Consider the following 25,648-nt stretch of genomic DNA (forward strand, 5'->3'; position numbering starts at 1 on the left):
ATGGATAAAAAGAGGAAGAATTCTGCCAAACTCGGAATCGCAATCGGTGTATTAGGATTAATAACTGGAATATTGCTGTCATTTTCAGGCAATGCTTTTATTGGAGTGGCTGGTTCAATCGCTAGTGTGGGTGTTGCATTCAAAGGCATAACAGATCTGAAAAAGTGAAATCACTTCAGCCTGCCAAGTATAACTTGTTCTTTTGTCATTTTAAACAGTTTCGAATCATAATTCATTTGGCATTTCTTATTTAAATGATGATAATCAGTATCTTTAGGTTACAAAAAATCATATATAATGAAGCAGCTAGTAACCTACATCGTATTCTTTGCTATTGTTTTTACCACTTCTTGCAAACAAAAATCTGCAACAGCAGACAAGCCAGAAAAGGCTGTTGTAAAAGTAAAAGGAGCAGAAATTACATACGCTACTGACACTACTCAATTAAAAGGATATCTTGCTTTTGATGAAAATAAGAAAGAAAAGCGGCCAGGTGTGATTGTCGTGCACGAATGGTGGGGCCATAACGAATATGTAAGAGAACGTGCAGACATGCTAGCAGAGCTTGGTTACACAGCTATTGCTGTAGATATGTATGGTGATGGCAAACAAGCTAATCACCCAAATGATGCAGGAAAGTTTGCCATGAGCGTAATGACAAATTTACCTGAAGCGACCGCTCGCTTTAACGCCGCTTTAGATTTGCTAAAACAACATGAATCTGTAAATCCGGAAAATATTGCTGCCATTGGATACTGTTTTGGTGGAAGTGTCGTATTAACTATGGCCAATAGCGGCGCTGACCTTGATGCTGTTGCGGCATTCCATAGTGGAGTACAAGTACCGGTTATGCCCAATAAAGACCTAAAGGCCCAAATATTGGTATGTAATGGGGCTGACGACCCTTTTATAAGTCCTGAGTCAGTAACTGCTTTTAAAGCTGCAATGGATTCAATTGGTGCTACTTATGAGTATATATCGTATCCAGGGGTGAAGCACAGTTTTACCTCTAAAGCAGCGGATGCGAATGGTAAGAAATTTGACTTACCGCTCGCTTATGATGCCGAGGCCGATCAAAAGTCCTGGGCAAGCCTCCAACAACTGCTGAACAATGCCTTTAAGTAATAGCGCTGTTTGATAGCGGTTATTTATATTTTAAGTCCTGTGCTTTAATTTTTTTGGTCCAGAGTACTTTTCCGTTTTTATCAAATATATTGATAGTTAGCACACGTTCTTTACGTGGACCACTAACGTTTAATATTCCAAAATTATGTTGCCCAACTAGGGTTTCTTCTAATTTATAGACGTTCAATTCTTCCTTATTGTTATTAGATCCCGCAGTTAGGGAAGAGCACGTAAGATCATATAGCGGATACATCCTGTCACTTTCTTGCATACGACTCAATGCGGTATGGTGCCTGTCACCATCGAGAAAAATTACACCTTCAATTTTGGCTTCACGAATCTTATCAAGTAAATACTTTCGTTCTTGCGAAAAAGTGGCATAGTTTTCATACATCGCTTCAGAATTCAGTACTTGTCCACCTATCGCAACAAACTTAAATGGCGCACGGCTAGAAACCAGTGCATTAATAAGCCAATCTATTTGTGTCTTACCCAGCATTTCACGCTTGGTGGTAAAATTATTATTTGACGTTCTGAAATAACGATTGTCCAGTAAGAAAAATTCTAAATCTGCCCACTGAAATGAACCCGTAATACCTCCTTTATTAATAACATCGTAATTGGGATTTCCCCAAAAAAGTTTAAATACTTCAGAAGCCGTTTCTTTCAACTGAAAGCTACCATCGGCATTATTAGGACCATAGTCATGATCATCCCAAATCGCATAATGATGGGTAGAAGCCAATAATGGTTGCATTTCGGGTAATGATCTTGTGTGCGTATATCGGTGTAAAAAACCGGTTCTGGAATTCCAATCAACTTCTCTCAAATAGGTATTATCACCCAACCAAAGCATAAAATCGGGCTGTTTTTTATGAATCGATTTAAAAATGTCAAAATCACTTCCGTATGGTTTTCCCGGTCTGTCAAAGCGTTTTTCATTTACATAGTTACAGCTGCCTATAGCAAAATTCACTTCAGGCGGATCGGTTCTCCATTGCCAAAGTGTTTGCGATTGAAATTCCATAGGATAATCCTTTTCGACTTTCACCCCGTCAATAAATACTTCGTACCCATATTTTTTACCAGGTAATATTTGATCTGCTATCAGTTTCGCTACAAAACCATTGTTGGATTCCGTGGTAAATTTTTCGGTTTTTAAACGTTGATTGGGGTTTTCCTTGTCGAAATATTCGAAGTGCACTTCTGATGCTTTGGTAGTTTGCACCCAAAGTAATACCTCTCGCATCGTTGAGTAACACACCATAGGACCAGATTGCACCAAATTTTGCGCAAAGACAATACTATTAGTAATTAAAAAAAGGGCAATAAAAAGTAATTGCTTTTTCATAAAAAAATGATGTTAATAACAACGGTAAATTTACAAGTACTAGGGCAGTTAATATGAATAAAATGTAAAGAAAATATTAAATGTAGTGTACTGGTGATATCGCATGACATCTCTTAAGAGGTTTGAGTGTTTAAAAGCAAAGAATGGTATTTAGGACTTCATAACTATTTATAGGTCTATTAACACTCAATATTGTTGGAATGTTTTATAATTTTAGAACACTAACTAGTCTTGAAACTTCATCAAATGAAAAAACCATTTATTATAGCCTTAATTGGACTGCTATTCAGTAGTACCTCAGTATGCAATGCTCAGAAAAAAGTGATGCAACATAAAGACAAAGCACTATGGAACCGGATTCGTAATGTAGAAATTTCAAATTCCGGTGACTATATCATGTACCATCTAGAAAAAGGAGAACAAGATAAAACGCTGAAGCTTCTAAATACAAATGGCAATCTCATAATGTCCTACGAACGAACGAAAAGTGGACAGTTTTCTTTTGATTCTAAATACGCTGTTTTTACCGTCAACGCTCGGAAAGATAGTATTAAGGAAATGAAGCGAAGAAAGATCAAGAAAAAAGACCTGCCAAAAGACACGTTGGTGATCTATGATATTAAAAGTAGAACTACGCAAAAAATTCCGAATATTAAGTCATTTACACTACCAGAAAAATGGTCAGGTATTGTCGCATATTATCTAGCAGCACCCAAAAAGACGAAAAAAGATTCAACCAAGACTAAAGAAAAAGATAGTACAAAGGCTGAAAAGAAAATGAAAAAGGTGTCTAAGGACAATGGCTTTCACTTAGTCATTCGTCGATTAACTGATGGAGCAGAAGATACCTTGAAATATGTACATCAGCATAAAATGGCAAAAGAAGGCCGATTTTTAACCTATGCGACTTCAGGTGAAAAGAAAAATATACCTGGAGGAGTATATCGATATGATGTTGACAAAGGAACACGTACTAAGCTGTTCGAAAGTCATGACAAAACGAAGTATCCTCAATTGGGAATATCTGATTCAGGGAATCGCATAGGATTTGTTGTAGATACGGATTCTACCAAAAGCCTTATCAAAAAATCCAAATTGTATAGTTGGAAGCAGGGTAATTTGAAAGCCCAAGAACTTTTAGGTTCTGAGGAAAGTACTTCCCGATTATTGGTTTCTATGGATGAACCGCTTTGGTTTTCAAAAAACGAAGAGCGTCTATTTTTTGGTATGCGGACTGCTCCAGTTGTACAAGACACCACCTTGTTAGAGGAAGAAATCGTTAATGTTGAAGTTTGGACCTATGATGAGCCAAGACTATATACGGTCCAAGAGTTGGACGTGAAAAAAGACAAGAAAAAGGCGTACTTATCTGTCTATGATTTTAAAAGTACGAATTGGATTCAGATTGCTGATCCCACATACGATTTCGTGAGTTATGCCGATAATGGTAATAGTACCTATGCAGTTGTTGGAAATGGCACGCCCTACCAGCTACAAAGCCAATGGACTGGACAGCGACCTATGGATTTACAGCGTGTTGAGCTCAAGACGGGTATTCGCACGGATTTAGGAAGTAATGTTTATGGCGGATCGTCTCTAAGTCCTAAAGGCCAATATCTTTTTGGGTATAGCCGAAAGGACAGTACCTGGTTTACTTATAACCTAAAAACATTGAAGTACACTGCTTTGACAAAGGGTCGGCAATTTTATAACGAACTACACGATTATCCCGATGACCCTTATAGTTATGGCGCTGCAGGGTGGACAGAAGGTGATGCACAGTTCTTAATTTATGATCGTTTCGATATTTGGGCTTTTAATCCTGATACGGGCGAATCTAAAAACCTGACAAAAGGACGATCGAAAAATGTACGTTATCGGTATGTGCAATTAAATGAGGAGGAAAAAGGGATTTCTCGCAAAGGTACTTGGTTGTTGAGTACTTTTAATGAAACCACCAAGCATGGTGGATTCTCTAGCTATGACCCCAAAAAGAAATCCCTTAAGCAATTAATCGAAGGACCTTATTCCTACGGACGTCCTAAGTTGGCGCAAGAAGATAAAAAGCAGCGGCTGGTATTTACAAGAGAATCCTTTACAGAATTTCCTAACCTTTGGAGTTCAGACTTGTCCTTTTCCTCTCCTAAGCAAATTACTGACGCGAACCCACAACAAAATGACTATAACTGGGGTACTGTGGAATTGGTAGAATGGGTATCGCTGGATGGCAAACCATTAAAGGGAATGTTGATAAAACCTGAGGACTTCGATCCTTCCAAAAAATACCCGATGATCGTGAATTTTTATGAAAAGAGCTCTAATGGGTTACATCGCCATCGTGCTCCTTCCTATGGTAGAAGTACCATTAACTATTCGTATTACGCAAGTCGCGGGTACCTCATTTTTAATCCTGATGTACATTATCGTGATGGATATCCGGGCGAAAGTGCCTTTAACTGCGTAATACCAGGAATTACCGCATTAATAGAGAAGGGTTTTGTCAATAAAGATAAGATCGGAGTACAAGGTCATAGTTGGGGCGGGTATCAAATTGCTTACTTGGTAACTAAAACCAATATTTTTAAAGCAGCCGAGTCCGGAGCTCCAGTTCCCAATATGATTAGTGCTTATGGTGGTATCCGCTGGTGGACAGGTCTAAGCAGGCAATTCCAATATGAGCATACTCAAAGTAGAATAGGGGGTACTCCCTGGGAATATCCGAAGCGTTATGTAGAGAATTCACCTATTTTCAATATCGATAAAATCAATACCCCTTTATTGATTATGCATAATGATGCTGATGGTCATGTGCCTTGGTATCAGGGAATCGAGTTCTTTGTCAGTCTACGGCGTTTAGGTAAACCTTCCTGGTTTTTAAATTATAACGACGAACCCCATTGGCCGCTCAAATTGCAAAACCGTATAGATTTTAATTTGAGAATGTCCCAGTACTTTGATCATTATCTAAAGGGAGCACCCAAGCCGGTTTGGATGAAACGCGGGGTGCCAGCACTCGAAAAGGGAATTAATCAAGGGTATGAGTATGTTGGAGATAAGGAGTAAGTGGTGTTTTGAATTAATTAAAAATACTATCGAATCGAGTATAAAATATAAAAGGTGATCACTTAATGCAATCACCTTAATGTTTAGGCTACAGTAACCAGAAAAGTATGATCTCGGTTACATACACTATTAAAATAGGGGACATTTTAGTTGTTAATGTAGTTGTATAACTCTTGTATTTTTTCAGGTGTGTTAAATGCCCCACCATAAAATGATGTTACGGTAGCAGAAGTATCATCTTTGATGCCTCTTGATGACACACATAAGTGCTTAGCATCAATAATTACTGCCACATCTTCGGTTTCTAAAATCGATTGTAATTCCAACGCAATTTGGTTGGTCAACCGTTCTTGTACCTGAGGCCGTTTTGCATAATATTGTACAATGCGATTCAATTTTGAAAGTCCGATGACCTTTCCTGAGGAAATGTAAGCTACATGGGCTTTACCGATAATTGGCACAAAATGATGCTCACAATTAGAGTAAAAAGTAATGTCTTTCTCAACAAGCATTTGATTATACTGATACTTATTATCAAAAAGTGCAACTTTAGGTTTATTATCGGGGTTCAGGCCTGAAAATATTTCATCAATATACATTTTGGCAACTCGCTTTGGAGTTCCTTGCAAAGAATCATCCGTTAAATCTAATCCCATTACATCCATGATCTGAGAAAAAAGGTTTGCTATTTTTTCTTTTTTCTCGAAATCAGATAGTTTGAAAGCATCCGGTTTCATGGGTGTTTCGATTCCGGTGTATAAGTGGTCGTCACCAATCTCATCATGGGATAATCCGTTTAATACTTCAGTAGTTTCTAAGTAATGGTCTAGGACAAGTTCTTGATTTTTCATATGTTTTAATTCCAATGGAGTGATAGCACTCCCAGTTCAATTAACTATTATGATGTTAAAATTACATATTTTGTTTAATAAAATTTGTTAAAGTTTAAACAAATTGAATTTTACTCCTATCGATCTAATATTAATCAATTCCTGTTCCAAACATTCATGAAGTGCCGAAATGTTAGTTTCTTATATATTGTCTCGCTTTATAACGTAGACATATCAGGATATTATTTTTCGTGATACCCAAACTCAAACTATCCTTATTGGCCTACCGCATGTATAACAAAATAAGGGTTGGGGTTGAAAAATGGCATAATGCGTTAGGTGTTAAGCAGTAAAGGCTTAAACTTCTAAAAGGTCTTCTTTAAAATTTGATATAAAATCGTGAATGTATTTTTTATTTCGATTTTCACTTTTTACAACAAGGTAATGCCTCCGTTTTAACCCATTTTTCCCGATACGCTTAAATACCAATGCTGATGATAATTTAAAAGAGTCTAGTTGCCATTTAGGAGCACACATGATTCCCATGTTTGCCTCTAGCATTGATAAGGTAATTTCAGTAAAAGGGATTGCGGAAATCTTCGATGGATGAATTTTATTTGGTTTCAAAAAATGTTCGTAAACGGCAACACCTTCTATAGGAAAGGAATTGATTAGTAAATGAACAGTACTAAAATGACTGGCATCCAGATATGTTAAATCATTTAACACATGCTCCGTATGCATAGTAGCAAAAATCTCATCTTCATAAACAAAAATACTAGAAAGTTCATTGGATTCTGGTTTTGAGGTGACCACTGCAATATCTATTTCACCTGATAGTACCTGTGAGATCGTTTGATGCGTTGCTCCAAGGGTCACATCAATATCAATTTCAGGGTATAGTATTCCCATTTTTTGAATAAATGATGGTATCATAGGAAAAAACGATTGGCATTCTGCACTAAATTTGATAGTCCCTTGCGATCCTTCTTTGATATATTTTATAACATCAAAACTCTTGTCGATAGCATTAAATAGCGTATTAGCCAGCTTATATAACTCCGCACCTTCTTCGGTCAATTCCCATTTATTTCGTGATCTAATAAATACCTTAAAGCCTAATCGTTCTTCCAATTCGCGTAATTGATGACTTAGTGCAGATTTGGTCAAAAACAACCGTTCTGTTGCATTGACGAGACTACCTTCTTCAACGATGGTTTTAATCAGTCTAAAATATTTTAGCTCCATTAATCAAAGATACAATCTATCCAAACCTAAGTAGTTGAAAAATGATCAACGATCGTTTCAAAAGGATTCAACTTGACTTTAGCTGCTTTATCAAAGCTATCATTAATTTCACTTCAAATAAGATTAGTATGAAAACAATTGGATTAATAGGAGGCATGGGTTGGGAATCTTCTAAAGGCTATTATGAGGCTATTAATAAGAAGGTCAACCAACTACTAGGCGGTTCGCATTCTGCTAAGATTATTATGGTTTCGGTTGACTTTGCTGAGATAGAACAGCTAACATTTGCTAATCAGTGGGAGGCAATAGGAGACATCATATCTCATAGCGCAAAACAATTGGAAAGGGCAGGAGCAGAGATCATCCTATTATGCACAAACCTAATTCATATTGTTAGTGATCGAATAAAAGAGGATGTGGCGGTTCCATTTTTGCATATTGCTGATGCCACTGGAGCAACTATCAAACAACAAGGCCAAACAAAAGTGCTGCTTTTAGGAACAAAGTATACGATGGAGAAAGACTTTTATACCAAAATTCTTCAGGAAAACTATGAGCTAGATGTTGTAATTCCCAATGCTAAAGATAGAAATCGTATTAATGAAATCATCTATGGCGAATTACTAAAAGGTATATTCACAAAAACGGCAAAACAAGAGATCATAGAAATCATAAAAAATGCTCAATTGGCAGGTGCAGAGGGTGTGATTTTAGGATGTACAGAAATACCATTACTCATTTCACAATCCGATGTAACCATTCCACTTTTTGACACAGCTAAAATTCATGTTTCTAAAGCAGTGGCGTGGAGTGTAAGTAACTCCCATAAACTAACCCCTTGTTAAAATAAGTCACAACAATACAAAGTAATACGATTAATCTTCAAAAAATATACAAACTGTTATGATGTTCTCAATATTAAGAATACTCTTTTTTCTCACTTCATACGTTGCTGTTTCACAACATAAACAACTGAAAGATCATATTCTTTTTTATAGCTCTTTTGATGGGAAATCATCTGCTGATATTGCCGTTGGCGACAATAATATTTATACTGCTGAAAATTATAAAAAAACTGCAGCTGCTAAAGCAGGTCTACATGATACAAATATTGTTCTCGCGAAGCGACAAGGCCTTGTGGGTGACGCCATTCACTTCAAACAAGCGAAAACAGCTGCTGTATTTTACAAGGCCTATAAAAATGTAGGTTATAGCAGTAGCTCTTGGAGTGGTACTATCTCATTTTGGTTACGTTTAGATCCCAATAAGACATTGGCACCACATTACTGCGATCCAATATGTATTACCGATTCCAAATGGAGTGATGCTGGTTTATGGGTGGATTTTACAAATCATACTCCAAGAAGGTTTCGGTATGGAGCGATGGGAGATATTGGCGTATGGGACCCGAATAATGATAGTGATGAGACAGATTGGAACAAGCGCACCATAACGGTAGACCCCTCTCCATTTCAATCAGAAAGCTGGACACATGTGGCTATGGTTTTTTCCGAAGTTAATACAACAGCATCTGAATTTAGGCTATACTTAGATGGTAAATTTCAAGGTGTTATCAAGGGGGTTAATGATCCATTTACCTGGCAAGCAGAAAATGGAAAAATCATGCTGGGACTTGGTTATATTGGTTTTATGGATGAGCTTACCATTTTCGATAAACCACTGAAGTCTGAAGAAGTAAAAACGATTTTTGTGCTGAAAAATGGAATAAAAAGTATGTTCGAATAGAAAGAGCCTATTAACAAATATGCTGCTATAATGAAAGCGTGTAGACAAAGTGCGAATTAACTAGCAAACTCAAATAGAAGATTTTTGAATATCTAAAATCATTTAGTGCTATCATTTAAATTGCAATTACAAATAATACGCTATATTGGTCATAGAGTTACCGCTGGCAATTCATTGATTGTTTGAATATTAGAATAAGTGATACTTAAAATAACATGTTTAAATTATTCTTATACATTTTCCCAATCGGAATCACAAAATCAGCAATCAAAATTCTATTTCCTTCAATTTCGTTAATATGCTTTTTTGCCACTACAAATGATTTATGGACTTGAATAAATTCACTTTGAGGGAGTATATTAACAATATCAGATATTTTTTCTCTTACTTGAATTTCATCATTGGTAACCACTACTTTTATATAATTCCCTGTAGCTTCAACAAATAAAATATCATTCAATTTTACTTGTATGCGCCTTTTGTTGGAGCGTACAAACAAACTTTCTACCTCTTTTTTAATATGAGATATGGAGCTCTTTTCTTCAGCAATGGTGACTTTATTTATTGCTTTTATGAAGCGTTCAAAACTAAAGGGTTTTAATAAATAATCGACTACATTCAGCTCGTAGCCTTCAAGGGCATGTTCCTGATATGCCGTGGTAACTATTATTTTAGGCGGGTGTTGTAGTGCTCTTAAAAACTCAAACCCTTTGAGCTTTGGCATATTTAAATCGAGGAAAATTAAATCTACCTTATTGTTCCGCAGGCACTCCATGGCATCTATAGCATCATAACAATGCTGAACAAAAGTAAGATAAGGCAATGTATCACAATATCCTTTAATGATATCATGCGCAATATGTTCATCATCAACAATTATATAGCTAATCATACGGTTAGTGTAAGTTTTACTTTGTAATTGTCATTGTTAATCCAGTTTTTCAATGAGTGTTTTTTAGGGTACCCAAGTGTTAACCGTTTTTTTAAATTTTCTAATCCAATACCTTTTTTGGTATGTACTTCTATGTCAAAATTATTTTCAATTTGCAAAATAACTTCATTCTGTAGAGCGTGAATAGCAATATTAATGAATGCATGATCTTTCAAAACTTCTACACCGTGCTTAAATGCATTTTCTACTAGAATAATGAAAAGCAACGGCATTATTTTTACGTGTTCATTTTCTTCTATCCTAACATCATAATGTACGCTAATACTTTTATGATACCGCATTTTATGGAGCTCTATATAGTTGTTTATAAAATCAACTTCTTGTTGTAAGCTAACATACTCTTTTTGCCCCTCATAAATACTATAACGCATCATTTCGGATAGTTCTAAAATCAGTTTTTTAGCTTTTTCACTGTCTTTGTCGATCAATCCATAGAGGTTATTAAGCATGTTAAAGAAAAAATGCGGATTTACCTGGGATTGCAAATGTGCCAATTCGGTTTTGGCCTTTTCATTTTTTAAGTTCAGGATGAGTTTAATATTGATAAATAACCAATGAAATACTGCAACACAAACGGTTAAGAAATACAGAAAAAGAAACTCAATAAATCCTTCTAGCTTACCAAAAGTATCATTAAATACGACAATGATTAAGCCAATAACTGCCAGCGCGATGCGAAAAGTACGCATAGATAGTATCGTCTTCTTATTGGGAAATTTAAAATTCATCATTCAATGTTACTTAAATAAAGTTCCTTGAGCAAATTAGTTGACAAGAGGTCCAAAACTGGTTATCAACTTAACGAAAATTGTGACGTACAACTTCATCACTTCCTATACTATATAGGTCACTTTTATGAAGCAATATGTCCCCCTTTCTTTTAATGGTCGAGGCTTGGAAGTAGGTTTGGGAAATCAATTATAAAAATGACGGTATGAATCTTATTATCCAAAATTTGTGCAAAACATATGATAACGGTGTTCAAGCACTTCAAAATGTTTCGTTAGAAATTCCTAGAGGAATGTTCGGATTGTTAGGACCAAATGGCGCCGGAAAATCAACCCTAATGCGCACCATAGCGACCTTACAAGACGCAGACAGCGGTACTATTTTGCTTAATAACTTCGACTTACAAACGAATAAAGAAACGATTCGGAAACTTCTCGGTTATTTACCACAGCAGTTTGGGGTATATCCGAGAATGTCGGCCGAAGTGTTGCTCAATCATCTGGCGGTATTAAAAGGTATTACCCATAAGGTCGAACGAAAAGAAATCGTAAGAGCTTTGCTCTACAAAACAAATTTGTACGATGTTAGAAAACAACAACTTAGTGATTTTTCCGGAGGTATGAAACAGCGTTTCGGCATCGCCCAAGCACTGCTAAACAATCCTAAACTATTAATTGTAGATGAACCAACTGCGGGTTTAGACCCATTAGAACGTAACCGTTTTTATAACCTTTTAAGTGAACTGGCAGAAAACACCATTGTCATTTTATCAACACATATAGTAGATGACATCAAAGAACTATGCACCAACATGGCAATCATAAACCAAGGAAAAGTGATACTCACAGGAGAGCCATTACAGCTTATCGAACAATTAAATGGAAAGATTTACCAAAAATCCATTGCGAGAACAGAATTAGAAACGTATAAAAGTCAATACCATGTAATCAACGATAAGCTATTTCTGGGAAAACCGATAATTCACATTGTTAGTGATGTACCCCCAAACGATGGATTTATACCAATCAATGCAGGCCTAGAAGAAGTCTATTTCTCTCAAATAAACTAATAAACCGGAAAATCATGTGGTACGAAATATTCAAATTTGAACTTCACTATAGAATCAAACGCCCAGAGACTTATGCTTTTTTTGTGTTTTTATTGTCGTTTTCGATTGTTGGTGTTGATTTCATTTTTCAAGGGGTAGAAATAGGGGTGATGAAAAAAAATGCACCTTTAGTTATCGGAAAAACAATGGGGGCGCTTACCGGTATTTTTATGATCATGGTATCAATGATTATGGGTGTTCCGGTTTTACGCGACTATCAATACAATACTGAGGCACTTCTTTTTATCAATCCTATTAAAAAAAGTGACTATTTATTGGGCAGGTTTTTAGGTTCCTTTACAACAATGTTATTCATTTTTAGTGGCTTGTTATTCGGAATGATGATAGGTTCGCAAATGCCATGGCATCAAGCTGAAGACATGTTAGCATTTAATGCCTTTACCTATATTCAGGCATTTTTAATAATAGTAATTCCCACATTATTTTTTGGGTCTTGTGTGTTCTTCGTAACAGGGATGTTAAGCAAAAAATTGCTGGTGGTATACACCCAAGGTGTTGTGCTATTTGTGATATTTCTACTCACCAAAGCGATCACTAATGAGTGTTTGCAGGGCATTTTTGATCCCTTTTCACTGACTACATTAACGCAGTATGCTAAAGAATGGACCCCGATAGAACGCAATGCATTAGGCATTTCCCTAAACGGAATTCTATTACATAACAAGCTATTTTGGGTGGCTTTGGGTGGTATTGCTTTGCTCTTCGGTTATCATAAATTTTCATTTGCTACACTTGCCAAAAACTCAAAAAGAAAATTAAGAAAGGAGTACAATGCTAGTAGGACGCCTTTAACTATAAATCCAGTTATACCCAAAGTTGGAATACACAGTGGCATTAAATCTCAGTGCATACAGCTGTACGAACTCTCAAAATTCTATACACATTCACTATTAAAAGAAACATCGTTTTGGGCCATTGTTATCTGCGGCATCATCATCATTGCGATCAATTCTGTGAATTTAGGAACCGTATATGGCGTGGATAGCTATCCTGCGACGCATTTGATCATAGCAGAGCTGCAGGAAATGTCCATGTACTTTTTCATTATCATTCTACTTTTCTATTCTGGCGAACTAATTTGGAAGGAGCGCAGTGTCAAACAGCATATGCTAAACGATGCTACACCAATCAGCAGCCTTGTACAACTCACAAGTAAGTTTGTTGCACTTATCAGTATTTATGTGATTTTAATGTTGAGTTTAATCATCATAGGCATGCTATTTCAAGCCGTACGAGGGTATTACCATTTCGAATTAGATAGCTATTTTTCAGGCTTTTTCATCGAAATACTTCCTTTTTTAGTACTGTATACTTTCATCGCATTTTTCTTTCAAGTAGTAAGTAAAAATAAGTTTATTGGCATCTTGTTGACACTCATTTTTTTCATCGTCAACATGGGTTCAGAAGTATTAGGATTTAACCATAGTCTCTACAAATTTGGAGGCAAGACGCTTGGAATTTATTCCGAAATGAACGGATACGGGCACTTTTTAGAACCTTACTTGTGGATTAAAGCCTATTGGCTGCTATTTGGAATCATGCTTTTAATAGTAAGCGCCCTACTCATGAATAGGGGAGCCGAAACTCGTCTGTCGATACGTATCAAAACGATTCGAAATCGCATTACAAAACCCATTTTAAACAGTAGCATTTTTATATTGGTAGTGTTTCTTGTTCTTGGTAGCTATATTTTTTATAATACCAATGTTTTAAATGATTACTGGACCGATTCTCAAGAACAGCAGTTTAGAGCTGACTATGAAAAGGCACTAAAATCTTTTGAATATTTACCCCAACCAAAGATTACTGATGTGGACTTATTTGTTGAACTATATCCCGAAACAAGAAGCTACGAAATTCAAGGAACGTACATACTTAAAAACACTACAAACAAACCCATTACTGAAATTCATATTCAGAAATTAATAGCGTCTCATGTTGCATTAAACGATGTTATTTTTGAGGGTGGCACTACCAAAAACACGGCCTACCCACCCTATGATTATGTCATTTACGAGCTAAAAGAAGTTTTACAACCCGAATCTTCAATTCAAATGGCGTTTAAACAGTCTTTTCATCCAAAAGGGTTCGAAGATGATCATTCGAGCACACAATTCGTGTACAACGGAACTTTTTTCAACAATACTATTTTTCCTACCATCGGGTATAACCGAAAATATGAACTAAGTGATACGTACGAACGCAAAGCCTATAGGCTTTCACCGAGAGTGAGTAAGGCAAAAATTGATGACCCGAATGAATTGGTAAACGCCCGTTCTGGTGGTGATTCAGATGGTATTAATTTAAACATCACCATAGGAACAAGCAACAGTCAAAAAGCGGTTGCTGCTGGCACATTGATAAAGCAATGGACCCAAAATGATCGTAACTATTTTCAATATAAAACAGATCAATCCATCATCAACTTTTATTCGGTTGTTTCTGCTGAATACCAAGTGAAAAAGGATAGTTGGACACCATCAGGTTCATTAGCACAACCCGTGGAATTGGAAATTTATTATCACAAAAACCACACTTATAATATAGAAAGAATGATGGCTGGAATAAAAGCTTCATTGACATACTTCAGTACCAATTTTAGTCCTTATCAATATCAGCAACTACGCATTATGGAATTTCCGCGCTATCAAGAATTTGCACAATCATTTCCTGGCACCATTCCGTTTTCGGAAGCGATGGGATTTGTTCTAGATATAGATGATCAAAGGGACGTAGATATGGCATTCTTCATCACCGCTCACGAAGTAGCACATCAATGGTTTGGAATGCAGGTTGAAGCGGCAAATGTTCAAGGGCGTAATTTTATATTAGAAAGCTTGTCGCAGTATGCAGCCTTAATGGTTTTAAAAGCCAATTATCCAAAAGAGAAAGTAGACCAGTTTTTAGCGTTACAAAAAGAAGAGTATGATACCAAACGAATAAAATCACCATCAGAGCCTTCGCTTGCAATGGTAGAAAATCAGGAATTTGTTTACTATAATAAAGGTGCCATAGCGATGTATAAATTACAAGAACTAATAGGAGAGGAGCAAGTGAACATTGCATTACAGGATTTTATTAAAGACTGGCATGGTGCTCACGGGCGTTTTAAAATGAAAACCAATCGTTATGCTACTTCTAAGGACTTACTCGAATATTTTAACGCAGTAACACCGAAAGATTTACAGTATGTTGTTTATGATTTATTTGAAACTAATAAAGAACAAGAACTAAGTGAATAAAACATACAACTATGAACGTTTGATAAAAAGTGACGATCGGATCGGATTCTATATACTATTTAAAAAGTTGGTTCAATGTTTTTTTTGAGTAGTTCCAGACGCTCTTGCATTTCCTAGTAATAATTATACATTATTAGTCAACCCTAGCAATAAAGCCCCAGTTGGTATGTTGGTTTCTTCCCAGATATCTAAAGCCTTTTCCAAAAAAAGCCGCATCGCCTTCTGCAATGACCACAAGTTTATTTTTACCCTTTTTCAAAGGAAGCCCTATGGAAAAGGTACCATCAAATACCCGTTCAAATTTGATTTTCTTGTACTCGAAGAGCGTATTTCCGTTCAGAAGTATTTTGACACGTCCTACAAAATCAAAATGGAGGTTTTTATTAGATTTAGTATTAGCATCTATAGTAGCCTTGGCTACCAATACTCCTTGTGGGTGGTCAAAATATCTGGAAAAATTCACATAATGATCTCCTGCTGTATGAATAGTTTTCCAATTATTTAGCGCAGTAGCCTTGTTTAGGATATTGTTAAAATGATTGGCCGTTGTGTCTCTTGAAAACTGTTTGGATATCTTCCATTTTGTGAGAAAACCAGTATTGGGTAAAGCCTTATCTTCATTACTAGCATTGGTTAATGGTTGGTAGGTAACATTGGCGAAGTATGATGGTCCGAATAAACTTCTTAATAAGAGCTTTCCTCCAGAAATGGGATTTTTTAAAATCGAAATATCCATTTTTGGCTCAGGCTCATCATTGACAAAGACTTTCAAGTTATTCCCTCTCACCTCAAAAGCGGCATGAAACCACTCCAAAGATTGTACATCTGCAGTTTTCTCATAAATCGGATAGTTGTAGAATACCCAACTTAAGGCACCGTTATATATAGGAATGTACTGGATAGCCTCTTTGGTGCCACCCATGCCCGGTCTGAAGTAAATAAATTGATAATTCATCCCATCCTTGACATGAAATCCTAGCCCTGACATGATCTGTCCAGCGATATCCATTTCCACTCTAAAATTATCAGTGTCTATAACATCTAACAGGGCAATAGAACGGTTTTTACCATCTAATTTTATGGATTGCTTTCCCTTAAAAATGGTATCTCGAGAAGCTACCTTTTTATTATCTTCTGAATATATGGTGTATTCTCCTTGTTTAAAAATTGATTGCTGGGCACTTACAGCCGTGCATGACAAAGAAGCAATTAATAGTAATTTAGTGTAACGGATTCTCATTTTGATTATCTTTTTATATATGAAATCTAAACTATCAATACATAGGTGTATGAAATGGTCTTTTTCAAATCATTTTGCATTCATTTTTGATCCAAAAAATCAAATAACTGAAAATCAATAAGATGATAAAATCTGATTGGGCACTTTTAGAAGAGATCAAGCAAAAAATTGTTGCTGACGTTAATCTCCATGACGCTGCATTATGGTCTCAAAAAGACTTTGATTTTCTTTCCTATTTTATTGAGGAGAAAACAACTTGTAGATTAAGTATTTCCACTTTAAAAAGAATCTGGTCGAATAGCCACCAACGCCTTCCCCATATATCTACCTTAAATGCCTTGTCTAAAACCGCCTTTAACAAAGACTGGCAGACCTTTAAATCTGAATCGTTATCAAATAGCGTTGAGAAAAAAGATGGAGTATCTAAAGGTACCTTCGTTGGGCAAGGAAAAAAGATAAGAAAAACTACGATCGGATTGCTGTTGATAATCCCCATAATACTTATGCTACTTGGGGATGCAAAGACGCTGCAAAATAATCAGTACGCGGAGAAAAAGGTTGATGACGTTACTTTTGGATATAGAAAAACCCTAAAAAACCAATTACCAAATACAGTGGTTTTTACCTATGACATTGACGCTATTGATGCCGATCGCTTTTTTTTACAACAAAGTTGGGATACTTCTAGAAAGGTAGAAATTTTCAAGGGCAATAAAGAGCGAACGGATATCTATTACATTCCGGGGTATTTTACTGCAAAACTCTTTGCCGATAATCAAATTATTAAGGAAATGCCAGTTCATGTGATTTATGAAAACTGGTTCATAGCGGCTAGGCAGCCGATGTCTAGGATTGTGACCTTTGATAAGGAACTATGGTTAAGAAAAGACTATTTGGGTATAGACAAAGAAACACTAGAAAAGAAGGGAATAGATGTTCACCGAGAATTTCAATTGGCCTACTATTTTGTCAAGGACTTTGAGGTCGATGGCAATAATTTGACCTATAAGGCTTCATTTAAGATGGATCCCTTAGAAAGTGTGGACTGCCCTATTATGAATATCCATCTTCAGGGAACAAATGATTTTTATTGGATCATGATAGGAAATAAAGGTTGTGGCAGCGAACTAGCGGTGAGGGTAGGCGATGTGATGTACAATGGCAAAATCCAAGACCTAACCAGCATGACGACCAATATGTACCAATGGAATGATTTTGAAATCCGCACAATCGATAAGAATGTTATTATAAAATTGAATGGTAAGGAAGTTTTTTCAACGACATATGAGAACACTATCGGTGGAATCATGGAAATCAGTTATTTCTTTAACGGACTCGGTATGATAGATGATGTTGAACTTACCGATGGACAAGGTGAAATCAAATTCTCAGATGATTTGAAGTATCGTAGCGATCAAGTTCGGTAAACTGAGCTTTTACAAGTTACTTTAAGTATCCCTAAACCATCTTGTCCACAAGTACCACATTATTGATATATAAAATGTTAAAACCTCGCCAAATGAATCACTAGAAATAGTAGAGTTAAATATCTTTCCCTCTCCATATATTAATTTGAATACGACACGATGAAATCCTTGAAAACAACATCTAGCCTTTTTCTCCTTCTATTACCAATCATGCTATTGAACGCGCAAGGAGAATTAAAATCGGTTGAAGGGTATTCACCACAAATTGGTTTAATGGTCTATATGTTAGAAGATTTAAAAAACAGAATAACCGAACAAGTTAAGGATTTGGATCAATCGCAAACTGATTTCTTATACGATGCTAATGCGAATAGCATAGGATCATTGATCATGCATTTGGTGTCTACGGAATCGTACTACCAGATAGCAACTTTAGAGGGTCGGGAATGGACAGAAGATGAAGGAACTAGACTTGGCGTGGCAGGTGAACTGAATAAAAAGGTAAAAAACATACTGAAGGGTAAGCCGATTCGGTATTATTTAGATGTATGGGATGAAGTCCGTGCAAAAACCTTAAATGGACTCAAAACCAAAAACGATGCTTGGTTTTCATCAACTATGGAAGAGGGATTAAACTACCATTATATCTGGTACCATGTAATGGAACATTCCGCTAATCATATGGGGCAAATAGCAACCGTAAAGAACCGCTTGCCTAAATAAAAAAAGAATTGTTCATTTAAACATTCCTTATAGCTACCAAAGGGCGAAACCCAAATAAAATATAAACGAGCACATTTGTATTATAATGTTCTGCGCTTTGCTTTGGAACGGCCGAATGAGGAAGGTCTAGTAGACCTTTTGAAGTAGGAGCGAGGTGGTGCGCTGGCATTTATAAATAACTACTTTTCTTTTTAGATTTTTTATTTCCAAAAAAGTTTCGTCGGCAACTATGATGGAATACTCATTATTCATATTTCACACAATTATTCCATAAAAGACTTGATTTCAGTCAGCTTTAATCGTAATTTGAGTATTTATGAGTATACTCTTATTTCTAGTTATCCTATCATCAAGTTCTTTTTTATTTTTTGGGATAAGCTGCTTTTTTTCTTCATACATGAAAAAAGAATTTTTCCGCTATGGACTTCCAAAATGGCGTTCAACGGTTGGAACGCTGCAATTGTTGGGATCGATTGGCCTTTTTATTGGTTATCTCTACATTCCCGTGTTAGGTATTATCGCGTCAGGAGGGTTAGTAATTTTAATGATGTTGGGTTTTGCTGTCCGCTTAATGATAAAAGATAGTCTACTGCAATCTGCCCCGTCGCTCTTATATGCAGTACTTAATGCTTTCATCCTAATGATAATACTACAAAATAATGCCACAATTTAAGTGGCTATAACTAGATACAGACACAGACATAAAAATAGAAATGCAGGAAAGGATTTGATCAATGGGTCTTTAATTTTAAAATGCATCACAACTGATCCTAATAATAATGTTGCCAACCCCATAGCTGAAGACTTAAGCAAAATAGGAAACCAAATAGCGAGTATTAAACCAATTGCAAGCAGCACTTTTGAGAATCCTACTACGTACAAACTCCAATCAGGTAGTCCGTAAACACTGAATTCCTCCTTAATGGATGTTGCATCTCCGCCACGCCATTGCGTAGGTTTCTTATTTTGAATTAGCCAAACATTCAATATACTTAAGCCAACTATTAGTTGAAGGGTAATGGTCAAATAGTGCATATTCTTGTTTTTTAAGTTCGTACTCGCCCTGATAGCGATCTTGCTATTTTACCTTTTCCATTAGTAATGAGGGCGTTAATTTATAAAATTATACTGCTTTTACTACCGGGTTGTTTGAAGCCTTAAAAAGTTGCATAAAAGATAATGTCAACACGATCGAAGTTGCGAAACCCATAATTGCGACTGTAAAAAACGCAATAACTTTAAAATTTTGATTGTTAAACCATGGTGCCGATAATTCGCCTAAAAAGCTGGTGTTGATTTCCGTAGCATAGACTGCAAAAAATAAAGTAAATAGTAGTGTAGCAATAAAACCCGTAATGATACCTGTAGCGAAACCTTGAAAATAACTAAAATGCTCTTTTAATTCATGTCTTCGGTATCGTATGGCTTCATAAATGCCAAATCCAGTAATAAAACCATTAAATAAGCTATAGTAAATATTTACATGTAATTCAAATATTGATAAAACTAGAAAATAGGAAATTAATGCTATTGCTGTAGCAAGAGCAAAACGGATGGGTAGTGGAAAGTTTTTCATCGGTATAATAGATAAAGAATAATTAAATGTCATCGGCTTTTTAGTGCCAAAATCTGTGTACACCTCAATGGGGTGTTAAGAGTATAGGTAATATAGCAGGAAGACTAATACTCTAGGTCAAACTGTTTTATAACTATCAAAATGACATCGAACCGTTCATACCAGTCAAAAATGTTATTTTGTTTAATTATATTTGTATAAAGTTAAACAAAATATCGATAATCACAAATTAACACTTACAACATTTATAAATGGAATTAAACGTGTTAGGTACAAAACTCGAGCCTTGTTGCTTCGATCCAGCTACAGGTTACTTCAGAGATGGCTACTGTAAAACCATCTCCAAAGACACAGGAACACACACCGTTTGCGCTATTATGACTGCTGAATTTTTAGAATACACAAAGTCAATGGGAAATGATTTAACCACCCCTATACCACAATGGCAATTTCCTGGTCTAGTTGTTGGTTCTAAATGGTGTTTATGTGTATCCAGATGGTCACAAGCAGAAAAAGCAGGTGTTGCACCAAAAGTAATTCTTAAAGCCACACTTCAAAAAACTTTGGATTATGTCTCCTTAGAGCTTTTAAAAAAATACGAAGCTGTCGAATTGTAATTTAAATTCTTAAAGTAAGATATATGTTATTCAATACCACTTATAAAAATGAAGACTACCAAACTGAAAGCAAACACTTTGTAGGGAAAGCGTTTTCTTTTTTTGAAACAATAAAAATGGGCAGTATTGGGTCGAGTAGGTTGATGATAGCAGAATTTAGCCAAAAGTTACATCCAAAAAATCGTGTCGCCTCAGAAATCAACTATGCTAACATTGAATTACGACCTAAAGGAATCATAGTACATTTTACCAATCGATTAGAACGGTATGCTTGGGTGATTCCGTATTACCGGCTAGTTACTTACAACACGCGAACATTTAGTATTCACGCAGAAGGACATTTCATAAAGTTAGCAAAGAATAAAATGTACAAAAACAACAAAAAGTTCATCGATAAAATGATAGACTTAAAAAACCAGTCTTTGAACTTAGAATATTATGATGGATAATAGTACCATGTGAATAAATATAGGAGGCATCGGTGTTTCCCGATAGTCTTAACAGTATAAGCACTATGTAACCCGAATCTTGAACAGGTCTAAATAGCCAAGGGGTGACTTGACCGTTTAGTAGGGGTAAGTCTTGCATTGGCAAAGTTTGGACGGTAGTTACTGTAATGAGCATATTAAAAATCAATCCTTTGTAACTCTATAAGTAAAGTCTATTTAAACGACGGGTTATTAATTCTCGGCTTTCCTGTAAGAAGCAGTGGCGAATGGCACGAGTTCCTTATCTTTTAGAACAAAATCAATCACTGAAATTAAACCATTGTGATTAACGGTGTAAATGGTTTTCCCTTCTTCTGTTTCGGGAGTCCCCCAAAAAATTGTAAGAGAGTCTTCAGAAAAATTACCCTTTAAAGGGAATGTAATACCTCTAGAATCGAACCATATTCCCTTTAATTGCTCATCATCTTTTATTTGATAAACTCCTTTAGCTTTGAACTTGAACTCTTCTGATTGCTCTCTTTGATTTTGGAATGAGAGTTCCCAAAATTTGCCATCCAATATCATCTGCCATTGCATTTGGAAGGAGGCTTTGCTACCGAATAATTCTCCAGAACCTACCCATTTTTGATTTAATACTTTATCAAAAAAAGTCTGTGCATAACATAAATGAATACTAAAAGAGCTAAGTAATAAAAATGTAAAAAAATATTTCATTGTTCAATTTAATTGTGGTCTAACCGATCCGCTAATCTATAAACAAATTTGTGTCCGCTCCAATCCTGATCAATTGCCGCTACTTTCGTGTCTACCAATCCATTCGTTAGCCCATACTGCATTACATAAAACTTATCAATTTCTGTCACTATATTGGAGGATTTCTTTGGCCAGCTTATCCATAAAACACCATTATTTTTTAAGTTCGGTTTACCATTCAAAAAGCTAGATTCGAGCTCTAGGACTGTTGTTGCAAAGATGTGAATAAAGTCTACCTTCTCTTTTTCGCAACTATCTATTACAATAATATCTTCCGGTAGGTCAAAGAAGAATTTTAAGTAGGGTTTTGGACTATTAAATATCTGAATCTTGAACCCGGGTTTTATTCCTAGCTTTTTAGCCAAAGGTGTTCCTGAATAGCCGGCTGTTTTCATCATAGATGCTGTTTTAAAATAATTGAATTATTATCAGGATCATAACAAGCAATACTTTGATACGAGTTTTCCTGAGTAATTTCACCAAGCAAACCTCCTGTGGTTCCTTCTATCAATTGTACCGACTTTTGAATATCTTGAACGAGAATATCTAATTGGTGCCTGTTTTGCTTAGCATCATTATTTGCTATTTGAGCTGGGCATAAGAGAATGTTAAGTCCATTCCATTCTCCGCGGTATAGTGTAGTCTCAAATTGATTGATACGTTCAAAAGATATTCCAAAGACTTTTGAATAAAAATGTACCATACCGTCCATATTCGTTACTGCTAAAGTAAATCCTAAAATAGAATCCATTATCGTGCTAATTGGTGAGGTTATGTTTAATTTTTATATGGCTTTCAGACTTTTCTGTTAGTTGTTTTAACTTATTCATATTGATATTTTTCAAGGAATTTACGTACAGACATGAAGAACCAATACTACTCTTGTATTTTTGATTGATATTTATTCATTATTACTGGTATTAACTTTCGGCAAATTCCTTAAAAGCATCGACAAATTGTCTTGTTTGTTTTTTGAATGAACCCGGCATTAAAAAACCAATTACTTTCATGAATCCCGTTAACTTAAATGATTCATGGACTTTATAGCTTGTACTTGTATCGTTTATTTTTGAAAACTGCGTGGTCTGCGTATTAACCGTACCGTTCGATGTAAATTCTGCAATAATTTCGGTTAAATTGTTTTGCAAAATGGTTTCGGTTATGGTAAAATCTCTACCCTTCATATTAAATGTATAAATCGATTTACTACCGGGCTCTCTATTATGACTCGAAATTGTTTCGTGAGTTATAAGACCTGGCATCCATTTACTATTATTATTGATGTTATTATAAAGTTGGGTTACTTCATGTAATGGCTTTTGAATGATCGTTTCGATTGTATATTTCATGGTACTTAATTGTATTTATTGCTCGAGATATTTTTTTAGTGTGTTTAACATTTCTGGCCATGCCTTCGCAACAGCAGTGTAATACCAATCCCAATGTTCACCGTTTTGATAGCCATCTTGACACAAATGAACTTCAGACATACCGTTTTTCTGAGATTTTACTAGAATTTCCAAAGTCATCCCTTCTAAAATTGGACGACCCTCACATAAATATGTGAAGTTTTTTATTTTTAGTTTGTTTGTTGGATTAAAGGCATCAATTATTCCAGAAGAAACATATTTTATACTTCCATTGGGTGTTTGCCAGACAAGAAAGTAAATTCCATCTGTTTTTTTGGATATTGAACATTTACTTACACCCCACCACCTCTTTAATAACTCATAATCAGTAAATGCACTTATTATCATCTGTGGTTCAACAGCCATCGCCAATACCGTGTCTACTTTTCTGCTTGTCATTTTGTTACTTTCATCAGCCAACAAAAAAACTTGTTTTTTTGATACCAGTATTGTAAAAAAACGAAACGTGATATTATCATTAATCGCTACATTAGTATTTTTAACTTATGAAAGTTATACCGTTAAAAATTGATAAAACCCTTAACGTACTAGTTCGCCATATGTGGATTGTTGAGGAGACTAATGGTATAAACGTTAATGTCAAAGCATTTCCAACAGGATATCCTTACTTTAATGTTATTTGTGGAAATAGCTTCGCTATTAAAGATTGTAAAGGCAATTTGCTTGAAACCACATCGTATCTTTCGGGTAATTCAGTGTATCCTTTTGAATTGAGCATGCGTGTTATAAAAAGAGCGCTCACAATTCAATTACAGCCTTATGCTATACCGTATTTGACTGGAATTCCGGCCAATGAATTTTCAGAACTTAGGGTTCCAATTAATTGCTTCTCTAAGTATCTTGCGGAAAGCCTGGAAGAATTGATAGCATCGGATTTAGACAGCGAAGTAGTGTTATGGAAAGTGGCAGCTTTATTAAGAGATTACTATAAGAATAAACCTATTGATAGTCGGGTTATTTCATCACTTAACGATATACTTGTAAACGAAGGAAATATTTCAATCACTAGCATTAATTCAAAGCTTAATTTATCTCAACGAAGATTACAGCAGCTCTTTAAAACACATTTAGGTATGTCTGCTAAGTCTTATACAAAAGTTGTAAGAATGCAAAGCCACACTTTTAAGCTGCTAAATGGTATCAAGTTAGATAGTATTGTTCCAGAGGGCTACTTTGATCAATCACATTTTATTCATGACATGAAAAAACAAACCTCTATGTCGCCCACCGAGTTTCAAAAATTTATTACGTACTCGGGCCACCACGCAGCATATTACGTTTCTAATCTGTTCTTTGAAGGTTCGTTGAATCATTAATGAGAAACTAGAACTGAAAAGACTATTGTCAACGATAGTTGTAGTTCGTTCTGGTTTTATGCAACACAAAAAAAGTAGTAATACATAGCTGATATAACTGGCTGTAAATACATGTAAATGTTTATTCACCCCAACAATAATTTTAAAGATCACGTTAAGTCTGATTTCAAAAAGGAGATCGATGCGCTTAAAAGCATTGGAATTCTCAAAAAACTATGATAAAAATGAAATCATCTTACGTGAAGGGGAGTCAGGTGATTTTATATTCTTTGTTATTAAGGGAGCCTTTAGAGGACTCAGAGAAATCGATGCTAAAGAAGTCACTATCGGATTTTCTTTTGAGGGCGATATTGATTGCTGTCCTTTATCATACATCCAAGGTATACCTAGTCTTGATACCATAGAAGCTTTGTGCGAAAGCACGGTGCTTAAAGTTTATAAAAAAGACATTCAAACCCGACTACCAAAGAACCTAAAATTGGACGCTTTTACCAATTATATGCTAAGCAGCTATATAGAAACCCTGATTGGCCGGTTTTTGGAATTCAAAGCATTTACTGCTGAAGAATGCTACGTAAGGTTGCTGCATCGACATCCTGAGCATCTCGATCTAGTACCTCATATGTATATCGCTTCCTATTTAGGAATAACCAAAGAGCGACTTAGTAGGATTCGAAAAAAACTTCAGTTGACTTAGGTCAA

At 35.7% G+C, this 25,648-nt stretch carries 27 protein-coding genes; 14 read left to right on the top strand and 13 right to left on the bottom strand.

The features are described 5' to 3' along the window. Together ABN763_RS02740 and ABN763_RS02745 are read left to right on the top strand one after the other, a co-directional pair. Positions 1 to 168 carry a hypothetical protein gene (locus ABN763_RS02740; RefSeq protein ID WP_410483880.1) on the top strand — a complete coding sequence of 56 codons (168 nt, stop codon included), beginning with the start codon at positions 1 to 3 and terminating at the stop codon, positions 166 to 168. A gap of 129 nt (positions 169 to 297) precedes the next feature. Continuing rightward, positions 298 to 1,125 (top strand): dienelactone hydrolase family protein, encoded by an 828-nt coding sequence (locus ABN763_RS02745; RefSeq protein WP_410483881.1) that lies wholly within the window; start codon positions 298 to 300, stop codon positions 1,123 to 1,125. Between the two features lie 19 nt (positions 1,126 to 1,144). Here the strand turns inward: ABN763_RS02745 and ABN763_RS02750 are convergent, their stop codons facing one another. Beyond that, positions 1,145 to 2,476, bottom strand: a complete 1,332-nt coding sequence (locus ABN763_RS02750; RefSeq protein ID WP_410483882.1) for an alkaline phosphatase D family protein — start codon at positions 2,474 to 2,476, stop codon at positions 1,145 to 1,147. Between the two features lie 246 nt (positions 2,477 to 2,722). Here ABN763_RS02750 and ABN763_RS02755 point away from each other — a divergent pair, with 246 nt between their 5' ends. Beyond that, positions 2,723 to 5,539, top strand: coding sequence for an alpha/beta hydrolase family protein (locus ABN763_RS02755; RefSeq protein ID WP_410483883.1), 2,817 nt, complete (start codon positions 2,723 to 2,725; stop codon positions 5,537 to 5,539). 146 nt (positions 5,540 to 5,685) lie between these two features. Here the strand turns inward: ABN763_RS02755 and folE are convergent, their stop codons facing one another. Next, a complete protein-coding gene (folE, locus tag ABN763_RS02760; RefSeq protein ID WP_410483884.1) occupies positions 5,686 to 6,390 on the bottom strand; it encodes a GTP cyclohydrolase I FolE in 705 nt (234 codons plus the stop codon). A gap of 336 nt (positions 6,391 to 6,726) precedes the next feature. Further along, positions 6,727 to 7,617 carry a LysR family transcriptional regulator gene (locus tag ABN763_RS02765; RefSeq protein ID WP_410483885.1) on the bottom strand — a complete coding sequence of 297 codons (891 nt, stop codon included), beginning with the start codon at positions 7,615 to 7,617 and terminating at the stop codon, positions 6,727 to 6,729. Between the two features lie 128 nt (positions 7,618 to 7,745). Here ABN763_RS02765 and ABN763_RS02770 point away from each other — a divergent pair, with 128 nt between their 5' ends. Beyond that, entirely contained in the window at positions 7,746 to 8,462 is a 717-nt protein-coding gene (locus ABN763_RS02770; RefSeq protein ID WP_410483886.1) for an aspartate/glutamate racemase family protein, read from the top strand. A 58-nt stretch (positions 8,463 to 8,520) separates the two neighbouring features. Continuing rightward, on the top strand, positions 8,521 to 9,363 hold the full coding sequence (locus ABN763_RS02775) for a LamG-like jellyroll fold domain-containing protein (RefSeq protein WP_410483887.1): 843 nt from the start codon (positions 8,521 to 8,523) through the stop codon (positions 9,361 to 9,363). Between the two features lie 205 nt (positions 9,364 to 9,568). Here ABN763_RS02775 and ABN763_RS02780 read toward each other — a convergent pair whose 3' ends face one another. Next, positions 9,569 to 10,255, bottom strand: coding sequence for a LytR/AlgR family response regulator transcription factor (locus tag ABN763_RS02780; protein WP_410483888.1), 687 nt, complete (start codon positions 10,253 to 10,255; stop codon positions 9,569 to 9,571). Continuing rightward, positions 10,252 to 11,046: a sensor histidine kinase gene (locus ABN763_RS02785; RefSeq protein WP_410483889.1), complete on the bottom strand. Its 795-nt coding sequence runs from the start codon at positions 11,044 to 11,046 to the stop codon at positions 10,252 to 10,254. The genes ABN763_RS02780 and ABN763_RS02785 overlap by 4 nt, the downstream gene beginning before the upstream one ends. 203 nt (positions 11,047 to 11,249) lie before the next feature. Between ABN763_RS02785 and ABN763_RS02790 the strand changes: the two genes are divergently transcribed. Together ABN763_RS02790 and ABN763_RS02795 are read left to right on the top strand one after the other, a co-directional pair. Next, on the top strand, positions 11,250 to 12,113 hold the full coding sequence (locus ABN763_RS02790; RefSeq protein ID WP_410483890.1) for an ABC transporter ATP-binding protein: 864 nt from the start codon (positions 11,250 to 11,252) through the stop codon (positions 12,111 to 12,113). Between the two features lie 14 nt (positions 12,114 to 12,127). Beyond that, the gene (locus ABN763_RS02795; RefSeq protein ID WP_410483891.1) at positions 12,128 to 15,415 is read left to right on the top strand and encodes a M1 family aminopeptidase; all 3,288 of its coding nucleotides are present in this window, start codon (positions 12,128 to 12,130) and stop codon (positions 15,413 to 15,415) included. Positions 15,416 to 15,548: 133 nt separating this feature from the next. Here the strand turns inward: ABN763_RS02795 and ABN763_RS02800 are convergent, their stop codons facing one another. Then, positions 15,549 to 16,655, bottom strand: coding sequence for a hypothetical protein (locus ABN763_RS02800; RefSeq protein ID WP_410483892.1), 1,107 nt, complete (start codon positions 16,653 to 16,655; stop codon positions 15,549 to 15,551). 122 nt (positions 16,656 to 16,777) lie between these two features. Between ABN763_RS02800 and ABN763_RS02805 the strand changes: the two genes are divergently transcribed. The 3 genes from ABN763_RS02805 (at position 16,778) to ABN763_RS02815 (ending at position 19,478) form a co-directional block, all read left to right on the top strand. Beyond that, the gene (locus tag ABN763_RS02805; RefSeq protein WP_410483893.1) at positions 16,778 to 18,082 is read left to right on the top strand and encodes a hypothetical protein; all 1,305 of its coding nucleotides are present in this window, start codon (positions 16,778 to 16,780) and stop codon (positions 18,080 to 18,082) included. A 159-nt stretch (positions 18,083 to 18,241) separates the two neighbouring features. After that, positions 18,242 to 18,805: a DUF664 domain-containing protein gene (locus ABN763_RS02810; RefSeq protein WP_410483894.1), complete on the top strand. Its 564-nt coding sequence runs from the start codon at positions 18,242 to 18,244 to the stop codon at positions 18,803 to 18,805. Positions 18,806 to 19,121: 316 nt separating this feature from the next. Next, complete coding sequence (locus tag ABN763_RS02815; RefSeq protein ID WP_410483895.1) at positions 19,122 to 19,478, top strand: DoxX family protein; 357 nt, start codon at positions 19,122 to 19,124, stop codon at positions 19,476 to 19,478. On the opposite strand, the gene ABN763_RS02820 is transcribed toward ABN763_RS02815, so the two are convergent. Then, positions 19,475 to 19,840 (bottom strand): DoxX family protein, encoded by a 366-nt coding sequence (locus tag ABN763_RS02820; protein ID WP_410483896.1) that lies wholly within the window; start codon positions 19,838 to 19,840, stop codon positions 19,475 to 19,477. The two genes, ABN763_RS02815 and ABN763_RS02820, sit on opposite strands and share 4 nt — an antisense overlap. Positions 19,841 to 19,928: 88 nt before the next feature. Continuing rightward, entirely contained in the window at positions 19,929 to 20,381 is a 453-nt protein-coding gene (locus tag ABN763_RS02825; protein WP_410483897.1) for a DUF4199 domain-containing protein, read from the bottom strand. Positions 20,382 to 20,632: 251 nt separating this feature from the next. Here ABN763_RS02825 and ABN763_RS02830 point away from each other — a divergent pair, with 251 nt between their 5' ends. Next, positions 20,633 to 20,998, top strand: a complete 366-nt coding sequence (locus tag ABN763_RS02830; protein WP_410483898.1) for a DUF2237 family protein — start codon at positions 20,633 to 20,635, stop codon at positions 20,996 to 20,998. A gap of 23 nt (positions 20,999 to 21,021) precedes the next feature. After that, positions 21,022 to 21,447 carry a hypothetical protein gene (locus ABN763_RS02835; protein WP_410483899.1) on the top strand — a complete coding sequence of 142 codons (426 nt, stop codon included), beginning with the start codon at positions 21,022 to 21,024 and terminating at the stop codon, positions 21,445 to 21,447. A 231-nt stretch (positions 21,448 to 21,678) separates the two neighbouring features. Here the strand turns inward: ABN763_RS02835 and ABN763_RS02840 are convergent, their stop codons facing one another. From ABN763_RS02840 to ABN763_RS02860, 5 genes are all read right to left on the bottom strand, one after another. Then, the gene (locus ABN763_RS02840) at positions 21,679 to 22,161 is read right to left on the bottom strand and encodes a hypothetical protein (protein ID WP_410483900.1); all 483 of its coding nucleotides are present in this window, start codon (positions 22,159 to 22,161) and stop codon (positions 21,679 to 21,681) included. An 8-nt stretch (positions 22,162 to 22,169) separates the two neighbouring features. Further along, on the bottom strand, positions 22,170 to 22,598 hold the full coding sequence (locus ABN763_RS02845) for a DUF3052 domain-containing protein (protein ID WP_410483901.1): 429 nt from the start codon (positions 22,596 to 22,598) through the stop codon (positions 22,170 to 22,172). Beyond that, positions 22,595 to 22,951 carry a VOC family protein gene (locus ABN763_RS02850; protein ID WP_410483902.1) on the bottom strand — a complete coding sequence of 119 codons (357 nt, stop codon included), beginning with the start codon at positions 22,949 to 22,951 and terminating at the stop codon, positions 22,595 to 22,597. Before ABN763_RS02850 ends, ABN763_RS02845 begins: the two co-directional genes overlap by 4 nt. A gap of 169 nt (positions 22,952 to 23,120) precedes the next feature. Beyond that, on the bottom strand, positions 23,121 to 23,549 hold the full coding sequence (locus tag ABN763_RS02855) for an SRPBCC family protein (protein WP_410483903.1): 429 nt from the start codon (positions 23,547 to 23,549) through the stop codon (positions 23,121 to 23,123). A gap of 15 nt (positions 23,550 to 23,564) precedes the next feature. After that, positions 23,565 to 24,008 carry an SRPBCC family protein gene (locus ABN763_RS02860; RefSeq protein WP_410483904.1) on the bottom strand — a complete coding sequence of 148 codons (444 nt, stop codon included), beginning with the start codon at positions 24,006 to 24,008 and terminating at the stop codon, positions 23,565 to 23,567. 107 nt (positions 24,009 to 24,115) lie between these two features. Here ABN763_RS02860 and ABN763_RS02865 point away from each other — a divergent pair, with 107 nt between their 5' ends. Continuing rightward, entirely contained in the window at positions 24,116 to 24,946 is an 831-nt protein-coding gene (locus ABN763_RS02865) for a helix-turn-helix domain-containing protein (RefSeq protein ID WP_410483905.1), read from the top strand. 181 nt (positions 24,947 to 25,127) lie between these two features. Further along, the gene (locus ABN763_RS02870; protein WP_410483906.1) at positions 25,128 to 25,643 is read left to right on the top strand and encodes a Crp/Fnr family transcriptional regulator; all 516 of its coding nucleotides are present in this window, start codon (positions 25,128 to 25,130) and stop codon (positions 25,641 to 25,643) included. The last annotated feature ends 5 nt before the right edge of the window (positions 25,644 to 25,648 follow it).

Origin of the sequence: Spongiivirga sp. MCCC 1A20706 (assembly GCF_046524175.1) — a bacterium.
Taxonomy (GTDB): domain Bacteria; phylum Bacteroidota; class Bacteroidia; order Flavobacteriales; family Flavobacteriaceae; genus Spongiivirga.

What these genes read in the sequence shown, in the direction of transcription:
- ABN763_RS02740 (WP_410483880.1), top strand. Translation starts at nt 1, where the DNA reads ATGGATAAAAAGAGGAAGAATTCTGCCAAACTCGGAATCGCAATCGGT.
- ABN763_RS02745 (WP_410483881.1), top strand. Translation starts at nt 298, where the DNA reads ATGAAGCAGCTAGTAACCTACATCGTATTCTTTGCTATTGTTTTTACC.
- ABN763_RS02750 (WP_410483882.1), bottom strand. Translation starts at nt 2,476, where the DNA reads ATGAAAAAGCAATTACTTTTTATTGCCCTTTTTTTAATTACTAATAGT.
- ABN763_RS02755 (WP_410483883.1), top strand. Translation starts at nt 2,723, where the DNA reads ATGAAAAAACCATTTATTATAGCCTTAATTGGACTGCTATTCAGTAGT.
- folE (WP_410483884.1), bottom strand. Translation starts at nt 6,390, where the DNA reads ATGAAAAATCAAGAACTTGTCCTAGACCATTACTTAGAAACTACTGAA.
- ABN763_RS02765 (WP_410483885.1), bottom strand. Translation starts at nt 7,617, where the DNA reads ATGGAGCTAAAATATTTTAGACTGATTAAAACCATCGTTGAAGAAGGT.
- ABN763_RS02770 (WP_410483886.1), top strand. Translation starts at nt 7,746, where the DNA reads ATGAAAACAATTGGATTAATAGGAGGCATGGGTTGGGAATCTTCTAAA.
- ABN763_RS02775 (WP_410483887.1), top strand. Translation starts at nt 8,521, where the DNA reads ATGATGTTCTCAATATTAAGAATACTCTTTTTTCTCACTTCATACGTT.
- ABN763_RS02780 (WP_410483888.1), bottom strand. Translation starts at nt 10,255, where the DNA reads ATGATTAGCTATATAATTGTTGATGATGAACATATTGCGCATGATATC.
- ABN763_RS02785 (WP_410483889.1), bottom strand. Translation starts at nt 11,046, where the DNA reads ATGATGAATTTTAAATTTCCCAATAAGAAGACGATACTATCTATGCGT.
- ABN763_RS02790 (WP_410483890.1), top strand. Translation starts at nt 11,250, where the DNA reads ATGAATCTTATTATCCAAAATTTGTGCAAAACATATGATAACGGTGTT.
- ABN763_RS02795 (WP_410483891.1), top strand. Translation starts at nt 12,128, where the DNA reads ATGTGGTACGAAATATTCAAATTTGAACTTCACTATAGAATCAAACGC.
- ABN763_RS02800 (WP_410483892.1), bottom strand. Translation starts at nt 16,655, where the DNA reads ATGAGAATCCGTTACACTAAATTACTATTAATTGCTTCTTTGTCATGC.
- ABN763_RS02805 (WP_410483893.1), top strand. Translation starts at nt 16,778, where the DNA reads ATGATAAAATCTGATTGGGCACTTTTAGAAGAGATCAAGCAAAAAATT.
- ABN763_RS02810 (WP_410483894.1), top strand. Translation starts at nt 18,242, where the DNA reads ATGAAATCCTTGAAAACAACATCTAGCCTTTTTCTCCTTCTATTACCA.
- ABN763_RS02815 (WP_410483895.1), top strand. Translation starts at nt 19,122, where the DNA reads ATGAGTATACTCTTATTTCTAGTTATCCTATCATCAAGTTCTTTTTTA.
- ABN763_RS02820 (WP_410483896.1), bottom strand. Translation starts at nt 19,840, where the DNA reads ATGCACTATTTGACCATTACCCTTCAACTAATAGTTGGCTTAAGTATA.
- ABN763_RS02825 (WP_410483897.1), bottom strand. Translation starts at nt 20,381, where the DNA reads ATGAAAAACTTTCCACTACCCATCCGTTTTGCTCTTGCTACAGCAATA.
- ABN763_RS02830 (WP_410483898.1), top strand. Translation starts at nt 20,633, where the DNA reads ATGGAATTAAACGTGTTAGGTACAAAACTCGAGCCTTGTTGCTTCGAT.
- ABN763_RS02835 (WP_410483899.1), top strand. Translation starts at nt 21,022, where the DNA reads ATGTTATTCAATACCACTTATAAAAATGAAGACTACCAAACTGAAAGC.
- ABN763_RS02840 (WP_410483900.1), bottom strand. Translation starts at nt 22,161, where the DNA reads ATGAAATATTTTTTTACATTTTTATTACTTAGCTCTTTTAGTATTCAT.
- ABN763_RS02845 (WP_410483901.1), bottom strand. Translation starts at nt 22,598, where the DNA reads ATGATGAAAACAGCCGGCTATTCAGGAACACCTTTGGCTAAAAAGCTA.
- ABN763_RS02850 (WP_410483902.1), bottom strand. Translation starts at nt 22,951, where the DNA reads ATGGATTCTATTTTAGGATTTACTTTAGCAGTAACGAATATGGACGGT.
- ABN763_RS02855 (WP_410483903.1), bottom strand. Translation starts at nt 23,549, where the DNA reads ATGAAATATACAATCGAAACGATCATTCAAAAGCCATTACATGAAGTA.
- ABN763_RS02860 (WP_410483904.1), bottom strand. Translation starts at nt 24,008, where the DNA reads ATGACAAGCAGAAAAGTAGACACGGTATTGGCGATGGCTGTTGAACCA.
- ABN763_RS02865 (WP_410483905.1), top strand. Translation starts at nt 24,116, where the DNA reads ATGAAAGTTATACCGTTAAAAATTGATAAAACCCTTAACGTACTAGTT.
- ABN763_RS02870 (WP_410483906.1), top strand. Translation starts at nt 25,128, where the DNA reads ATGCGCTTAAAAGCATTGGAATTCTCAAAAAACTATGATAAAAATGAA.